Here is a 7369-nt window from a genome sequence, read left to right as displayed (position 1 = left end):
CCCCCCGCCCCCCCCCCCCCCCCCCCCCCCCCCCCCCCCCCCCCCCCCCCCCCCCCCCCCACGCCGGTGTTCCGGGGCTCAGCCCCAGCGACCCAGCCGGTCGGCGAGCATCGCCAGTGCGACGGGCCCCGCGGTCGACGTGCGCAGGACGTGCGGGCCGAGCCGGCACACGACGGCGCCGGCCGCGGTGAGGGCCGCGACCTCGCGGTCGCTGATGCCACCCTCGGGGCCCACGACGACCAGGACCTCGCCGCCCGCGGGGAGGGCGACCTCGTGCAGCGGCGACGTGGCGGACTCGTGCAGCACCACGACGACGCCGTCGGCAGCGACGACCGCACCGACGCGCGCGACGAGGCCCGCGTCGTCGAGCGCCTGCTCGACGACCGGCATCCGTGCGCGCCGCGACTGCTTGGTCGCGGTGCGGACGGTCCCGATCCAGCGCGCACGGCTCTTCTGCGCCCGCTCCCCGCGCCACACCACGACGGACCGCTCGGCCTGCCACGGCACGACGACGTCGACCCCGACCTCGGTGGCCGCCTCGATCGCGAGCTCGTCCCGGTCGCCCTTGGCGAGCGCCTGCACGAGCACCAACCGCGGCGCGGGCGCGTCCTCGACGACGACGTCCTCGACGTCGATCCGCACGCCGTCGGCGCCTGCGGCGCGCACACGCCCCACGAGCCGGACGCCCGCGCAGTCGACCACGTCGACGCGCTCACCCGCACCGCGCCGCTGGACGACGCCCGCGTGCCGGCCCTCGGTGCCGTCGAGCAGGTACTCCCCGCCGGCCCGCACGTCGTCGAGCATGCCCGGCTCGACGACGAAGACCGGGGCGCTCACCGGCCGCTGAGCTTGTCGCGCAGCTTGGCGAACATCCCCGGGTTCGCCGCCGCGAGGCGCGCCTCGGGGCGCTCCTCGCCGCGCAGCACCGCCAGGCGGCGCAGCAGGTCGGCCTGCTCGTCGTCCGCGGGTGCGGGCACCTGGACCTCGACGTGCACGTGCAGGTCACCACGGCCGCCGACGTGCAGGTGACCCACGCCGAGCCCGCGCAGCGTCAGCACCTGCCCCGGCTGCGTGCCCGGTCGCAGGTCGACCTCCTGCGGCCCGTCGAGCGTCTCCATCGTCACGACCGTGCCCAGCGCGGCCGCCGTCATGGGCACCTGGAGCGTCGCGTGCAGGTCGTCCCCGCGCCGGACGAACGTCTCGTGCTTGCGCTCGCGCACCTCGAGGTAGACGTCGCCGGGCGGACCGCCCGCCGGGCCGACCTCGCCCTGCCCGGTCATCTTGATGCGCGTCCCCGTGTCCACGCCCGCCGGGACGTCGACCGAGAGCGTGCGCCGCGAGCGCACGCGGCCCTCGCCCGCGCACTCGGTGCAGGGCTCGGGGATCACGGTGCCGAAGCCGTGGCACGCGGCGCACGGCTGCGTCGTCATGACCTGCCCGAGGAACGAGCGCGCGACGCGCTGCACCGACCCGCGCCCGCCGCACACCTCGCAGGTGCGCGGCGACGTGCCGGGACGGCAGCACGTACCACCGCACGTGGGGCACAGCACGGCGGTGTCGACCTGCACCTCGCGGTGCACGCCGAACGCGGCCTCCGCCAGGTCCAGGTCGAGGCGCACGAGCGCGTCCTGCCCGCGCCGCGCACGCGGCACGGGGCCCCGCGGTGCACCGCCGCCGGCCGCGCCGAAGAAGGTCTCGAAGATGTCCTGGAAGCCGAAGCCGCCGCCCATGCCGCCGCCGGGCGACGAGGGGTCGGCGCCCATGTCGTACGCGCGGCGCTTCTCGGGGTTGCCGAGCACGTCGTACGCGCGCGACACGTCCTTGAACCGGTCGTCCGTCCCGGGCTCGGTGCCCGAGACGTCGGGGTGCAGCTCGCGCGCCAGCCGCCGGTAGGCCTTCTTGATCTGCTCCGGCGTCGCGTCCCGCGGGACGCCGAGGATCTCGTAGTAGTCGGTCACGTGGCGTGCTGCTCGCTTCCTGCTCGTGCGTGGGGGGACCCGGCCGCGGGCGACGCGCCGGAGGCGCGGACGCGTGGCGTGGGGGTCAGCCCGCGAGGATCCGGGTGAGGTACCGGGCGACGGCTCGGACCGCCGCCATGGTCTGGGGATAGTCCATGCGCAGGGGGCCGACCGACCCCAGGACGGCGACGGACGAGCCGTCACCGCCGTAGCCGCTGGTGACGATGCTCGTCTCGGCGAGGCCCTCGAGCTGCGTCTCCCGGCCGATGCGCACGGCGACGCCCGCCGAGTCCTCGGCCATCTCGGACAGCAGGCGCAGCAGGACGACCTGCTCCTCCAGCGCCTCCAGCACGGGGCCGATGGTGTGCGGGAAGTCCGCGCCGGCGCTGCGGGCCAGGTGCGAGGCGCCCGCGACGATCACGCGCTCCTCGCGCTCCTGCGCCACCGTCTCGGCGACGACGGCCACGACCGCGCGGACGAGGTCGGCACCGTCCGGCTCGAACTCCTCCGCCAGCGCGTCGAGCGCCGTGTCGAGGTCGGCGAGCCGCAGGCCCGCCGCGACGACGTTGAGCCGCAGGCGCAGCCGCGCGACGACGCTCTCGTCGAGGTCGGCCGTCAGCTCGATCGTGCGCTGCTCGACGCGGCCCGTCGTCGTGATGATGACCACGAGGAGGTGGCGCGCGCCCACGGGGACCAGCTCGACGTGCCGCAGCGCCGAGCGCCGCAGCGACGGGTACTGGACGACCGCCACCTGGTGGGTCAGCTGGGCGATCAGCCGCACGGCGCGGTCCATCACGTCGTCGAGGTCGACGGCCTCCTCGAGGAGCGTGCCGATCGCGCGCTTCTCGGCCGCGGACAGCGCCCGCACGCCCGAGAGCCGGTCGACGAACTCGCGGTAGCCGAGCTCCGTCGGCACACGGCCGGCGGAGGTGTGGGGCTGCACGATCAGACCGGCCTCCTCGAGGGCGGCCATGTCGTTGCGGATGGTCGCGGGCGAGACGCCCAGCGCGTGCCGCTCGGCCAGGGCACGCGACCCGACGGGCTCGCGGGTCGCGACGTAGTCCTCGACGATCGCGCGCAGCACGTCCAGCCGCCGGTCCTCGCTCATGTCGCTCCCTCCGTCCCCCGGGGTCCACACCGTACGTGCGACCGCCTCGTGCGGTCGCCCCCGGCCGTCCGGCGTAGCACTCGGACCGGCCGAGTGCCAATTCTACGCGGTCGGGCCGGTGCACCCGGGGCGGCACCGCGCGTCGCCGTGACGGCCACGCGGCACGGCTCCTAGAGTGCCCGCGTGACCGACGACCGATACGGCTCCGACGTGCTCGCGGGTGCCGGCGCCACGTCCCGTGCCACCCACCACCGCGCCCCGCGCTCGTCGCGCGAGCAGCCCGCCGAGCGCGGGCTGGTCGTCGAGGACGTCGAGACCGGCTGGGTCGGTGCGGTGGTCCGCGTCGAGAAGTCGGGCGGGCTGCACGTCGTCGTGCTGGAGGACCGCCGCGGCCGGACCCGCACGTTCCGGCTCGGGCCGGGGTTCTGGGTCGACGGCGAGCCGGTCGTCCTGACGGCTCCCGTGACGACCCGGGCACCGGCGCGTCCGACGCGGACCGCGTCGGGCTCGGTGGCCGTGCCCGACGCGCCCGCGCGCGTCGCGCGCGGCTCGCGGATCTGGGTCGAGGGCAAGCACGACGCCGAGCTCGTCGAGAAGGTGTGGGGCGACGACCTGCGCGTCGAGGGCGTCGTGGTCGAGCTGCTCGACGGCGTGGACAACCTGGCGGACGCGCTGCGCGACTTCGGTCCGACGGCCGACCGGCGGGTCGGCGTCCTCGTCGACCACCTGGTGCCGGGGTCCAAGGAGAGCCGGCTCGCGGCCGACGCGCTGCGCACGGTGCCCGCGGGCACGGTGCGCGTCCTCGGCCACCCCTACGTCGACGTCTGGCAGGCCGTCCGGCCGCAGCGCGTCGGTCTGGAGGCCTGGCCGACGATCGAGCGCGGCACCGAGTGGAAGCGCGGGATCCTGCGCGAGCTCGGGTGGCCGGCCGCGGACCAGGCGGACGTCGCACGGGCGTGGCAGCGCATCCTGCGGTCCGTGCGGTCCTACGCCGACCTCGAGCCCAGCCTGCTGGGCCGCGTCGAGGAGCTCATCGACTTCGTCACGGCCTGACGGCGCGTGCGTGGGGCCCGTCGAGCGGACGGGCCCCACGCACGGACCGGACGTCAGGCGGCGATCTGGCCGCCCGTCAGCCGCCGGTACGCGTAGACCGTGAGCAGCGCGCCCACGGGCAGCGACACGAGCACGCCGATGCCGCAGACCGCGGTCCCGATCCAGCTGACGACCGCGACGACCAGGTACACGAGCACGCCCGTGCCCAGGTCGCGCGTCTGCAGCGCCACGCTGGTCCGGATGGCCTCGACGGCGCTCTGGCCGCGCTCGACGATGGCGACGACGGCGTAGAACACGAAGAAGCCGACGACGACGAACGCGAGCTGCCCGATGATGGGGATGAAGCTCGCGACCAGGCCGACGGCGCCGAGGATGAGCGCCAGGACGACGAGCTGCCCGGCGTACGACGTGTCGAACAGGTCGCCGACCGACAGCGCGCGCCCGTCCGCGACCCGCAGCGCCGCCTTGATGAACGCGGCGCTGAAGAGCACCAGCAGCAGCACCATGAGCGCCACGAAGATCGCGATGCCGATCGACGCACCGACCCCCGCGGCAGCGCCCGCGACACCGTCCCGACCGCCCGTGAGCGCCGCGGCGCCCCCGACGAGGCCCAGCCCGATGACGGCGACCACGGCGATGACGACGAACCAGGCGAGCCCGCCCAGGACGAACGCCGCCCAGTTCTGGCCGAACTTCGAGAACGCCCACGAGAAGCCGGCGCCGATGTCGACCTGGCCGGGCGGCGGGACGTACGGCTGCCCGTACGGCTGCTGCCCGTACGGCTGCTGCCCGTAGGGCTGCTGGGGCCCGGGCTGTCCGTAGGGCGAGCCGGGCGGCGGGTAGGCGCCGGGCGGGCCGCCCGGCGTGCCGTACGCGGGCGGCGGGTAGCCGCCCTCGGCGGGGGGCGGCGTCGGCGGGACACCGCCCGTCGGCTGCCCGTAGGCGGGTGGGGGCGGCGGCGGGACGCTCGGGTCGTCGTCGCTCGGCGGGGTCCCGCCGGGGTTCTCGGTCATGCGGGCCTCCTGGCACCTGGCGGGACGTGGACACGTCCCGGACGACAGCGAACCGAAACGTCTCAGAAGGTGTCAAGGCACCGCGCCGCACGACGGCGCGCGTCCTGCACCGCGCCGGTACGCTGCGGGGCGCGGCGTCCGCCGCCTGCGACGACCTGCGACGTCGCAGCGCCGTGACCGCACCACCGACGACCCCGGGAGACGCACGTGTCCTACGACCCTCGTCCCATCCCGCCCGCGCGGTCCGCGCAGGGCGCGACCCTCGCGATGGTCGCCCACCTCGGCGGCGTGCTGACCTACCTCTTCGTCGGGTGGGTGGCCTCGCTCGTCGTGTGGCTCGTTCAGCGTGACCAGGACCCGGCCGTCGCCCGGGAGGCGCGCGTGGCGCTGAACTTCCAGCTGACCGCGCTCATCGCGATGGTCGTCCTGCACGTCGTCGAGCAGTTCCCGGTCATCGGCGTCGTCGGGTGGATCGGCAAGCTCGCGGTCGGGATCGTCGCGCTCGTGCTCTCGATCCTCGCCGCGGCGGCCGCGTACCGCGGCGGGTCGTACCGGTACCCGTTCAGCCTCGAGCTGGTCCGGTGAGCGCCGCACCCCCGGCGTGGACGCCGCCGCCCCCGGCGCCGCCGCTGCGCCCCGATGAGGAGCGCACGTGGGCGATCCTCGTGCACGTGCTGCCGCTGCTCGGACCAGGCTTCGTCGTGCCGCTGGTCGTCTGGCTGGTGTTCCGTGGCCGTGGCGCGTTCCTCGAGCACCACGCCAAGGAGTCGCTCAACTTCCAGATCACGGCGCTGCTCGCGCTCGTCGCGGCAGCCGTCCTCACGGTGGTCACCTTCGGCGTGGCGACGCCGCTCCTGCTCGGCGTGCTCGTCGCCTGGGTCGTGCTGTGCATCGTGGCCGCCGTCGCGGCGAACCGGTGGGAGTGGTACCGCTACCCCGCCACGCTGCGCCTGGTCACCTGAGGCCGACGGTCGCGGACGTCCCGGTGGCGGCCCGTCAGACGACGAGCGCCCGGACCACGGCGTCGGCGAGCAGGCGGCCGCGCCGCGTGAGGACGACCCGGCGCGGCCCGTCGGCGCCCAGGGCGGCGCGCGCGTCCACGAGTCCGTCGGCGACGAGCCCGGCCACCGCGGGCCGGGTGGCTGCCGGCACGTCCTGCAGCGGCAGGCCCTCGGCGATGCGGACCCCGAGCATGACGCGCTCGAGCGCAGCGGTGTCACCGGCGACGAGCTCGCGACCGGCGGCCGGGCTCAGCCCGCGCGCCAGCCGGTCGGCGTAGGCGCGGGGGTGCTTGACGTTCCACCACCGGACGCCGCCCACGTGGCTGTGCGCGCCGGGCCCGACGCCCCACCAGTCGTCACCGCGCCAGTAGCCGAGGTTGTGGCGTGAGGCGTCGTCGGGCGTGCGCGCCCAGTTGCTCACCTCGTACCAGTGCAGTCCCGCGCCGGTCAGCAGGTCGTCCGCCAGCTCGTACTTCGCGGCCTGGTCGTCCTCGTCCGGCAGGGTCAGCTCGCCGCGGCGCACCTGCACGGCCATCCGCGTCCCCGCCTCGACGACGAGCGCGTAGGCGCTGACGTGGTCGACGCCCGTGGCGAGCGCGACCTCCACGGACCGCCGCCAGTCGTCGAGCGACTCCCCCGGCGTGCCGTAGATGAGGTCGAGCGAGACCCGCAGGCCCGCGTCGCGCGCCCAGCGCACGACGTCGGGGACGCGTGCGGGGTCGTGCGTGCGCTCGAGGGTGCGCAGCACGTGCGGCACGGCGGACTGCATGCCGAACGACACGCGCGTGAAGCCCGCCGCCGCGAGCCGCGCCAGGCCGTCGGGGGTCACGGAGTCGGGGTTGGCCTCGGTCGTGACCTCGGCGCCCGGGGCCAGGCCCCAGGTGGTGCGCACACCGTCCAGCAGCCGGACGAGGTCGTCGACGGGCAGCAGCGTCGGGGTCCCGCCACCCACGAACACCGTGGCGACGGGCCGCGCAGGCAGCCCCGCCGTGCGCAGCACACGGTCCGCGAGCGCGATCTCCCCGAGCGCCGTCGTGGCGTACGCCGCGAGGCTCGCACCGCCACCGAGCTCGGTGGCGGTGTAGGTGTTGAAGTCGCAGTACCCGCACCGCACCGCGCAGAACGGCACGTGCAGGTACACGCCGAACGCGCGCGCGTCGGCGCCCCGCGCGGCCGAGACGGGCAGCGCGCCGTCCGGCGGCGCGGGGTCGCCCTCGGGCAGCGCAGGGCTCACCG

General features: G+C 75.9%; 8 protein-coding genes. 3 read left to right on the top strand and 5 right to left on the bottom strand.

Annotated features, from left to right (window positions below; all coding sequences use genetic code 11):
• Positions 1-78 precede the first annotated feature (78 nt).
• The 3 genes from H9657_RS07585 to hrcA form a co-directional block, all read right to left on the bottom strand.
• Positions 79-837, bottom strand: a complete 759-nt coding sequence (locus H9657_RS07585; protein ID WP_191782007.1) for a 16S rRNA (uracil(1498)-N(3))-methyltransferase — start codon at positions 835-837, stop codon at positions 79-81.
• The gene (gene dnaJ, locus H9657_RS07580) at positions 834-1958 is read right to left on the bottom strand and encodes a molecular chaperone DnaJ (protein ID WP_191782005.1); all 1125 of its coding nucleotides are present in this window, start codon (positions 1956-1958) and stop codon (positions 834-836) included. The genes H9657_RS07585 and dnaJ overlap by 4 nt, the downstream gene beginning before the upstream one ends.
• An 85-nt stretch (positions 1959-2043) precedes the next feature.
• A complete protein-coding gene (gene hrcA / locus H9657_RS07575) occupies positions 2044-3066 on the bottom strand; it encodes a heat-inducible transcriptional repressor HrcA (protein ID WP_191782003.1) in 1023 nt (340 codons plus the stop codon).
• Positions 3067-3249: 183 nt separating this feature from the next.
• Between hrcA and H9657_RS07570 the strand changes: the two genes are divergently transcribed.
• Positions 3250-4119 carry a DUF3097 domain-containing protein gene (locus H9657_RS07570; protein ID WP_191782001.1) on the top strand — a complete coding sequence of 290 codons (870 nt, stop codon included), beginning with the start codon at positions 3250-3252 and terminating at the stop codon, positions 4117-4119.
• Positions 4120-4172: 53 nt separating this feature from the next.
• Here the strand turns inward: H9657_RS07570 and H9657_RS07565 are convergent, their stop codons facing one another.
• Complete coding sequence (locus H9657_RS07565; RefSeq protein WP_191781999.1) at positions 4173-5132, bottom strand: hypothetical protein; 960 nt, start codon at positions 5130-5132, stop codon at positions 4173-4175.
• A 207-nt stretch (positions 5133-5339) separates the two neighbouring features.
• Between H9657_RS07565 and H9657_RS07560 the strand changes: the two genes are divergently transcribed.
• Entirely contained in the window at positions 5340-5717 is a 378-nt protein-coding gene (locus H9657_RS07560; protein ID WP_191781997.1) for a DUF4870 domain-containing protein, read from the top strand.
• Positions 5714-6094, top strand: coding sequence for a DUF4870 domain-containing protein (locus H9657_RS07555; RefSeq protein ID WP_191781995.1), 381 nt, complete (start codon positions 5714-5716; stop codon positions 6092-6094). Before H9657_RS07560 ends, H9657_RS07555 begins: the two co-directional genes overlap by 4 nt.
• Before the next feature lie 34 nt (positions 6095-6128).
• Here the strand turns inward: H9657_RS07555 and hemW are convergent, their stop codons facing one another.
• Positions 6129-7367, bottom strand: coding sequence for a radical SAM family heme chaperone HemW (hemW, locus tag H9657_RS07550; RefSeq protein ID WP_191781993.1), 1239 nt, complete (start codon positions 7365-7367; stop codon positions 6129-6131).
• Between the last annotated feature and the right edge of the window lie 2 nt (positions 7368-7369).

Source organism: Cellulomonas avistercoris, assembly GCF_014836445.1.
In the GTDB taxonomy this organism is placed as follows: Bacteria; Actinomycetota; Actinomycetes; order Actinomycetales; family Cellulomonadaceae; genus Cellulomonas; species Cellulomonas avistercoris.
Note: the sequence above shows the minus strand (reverse complement) of the source record. Positions and strands in the feature narration are given on the sequence as shown.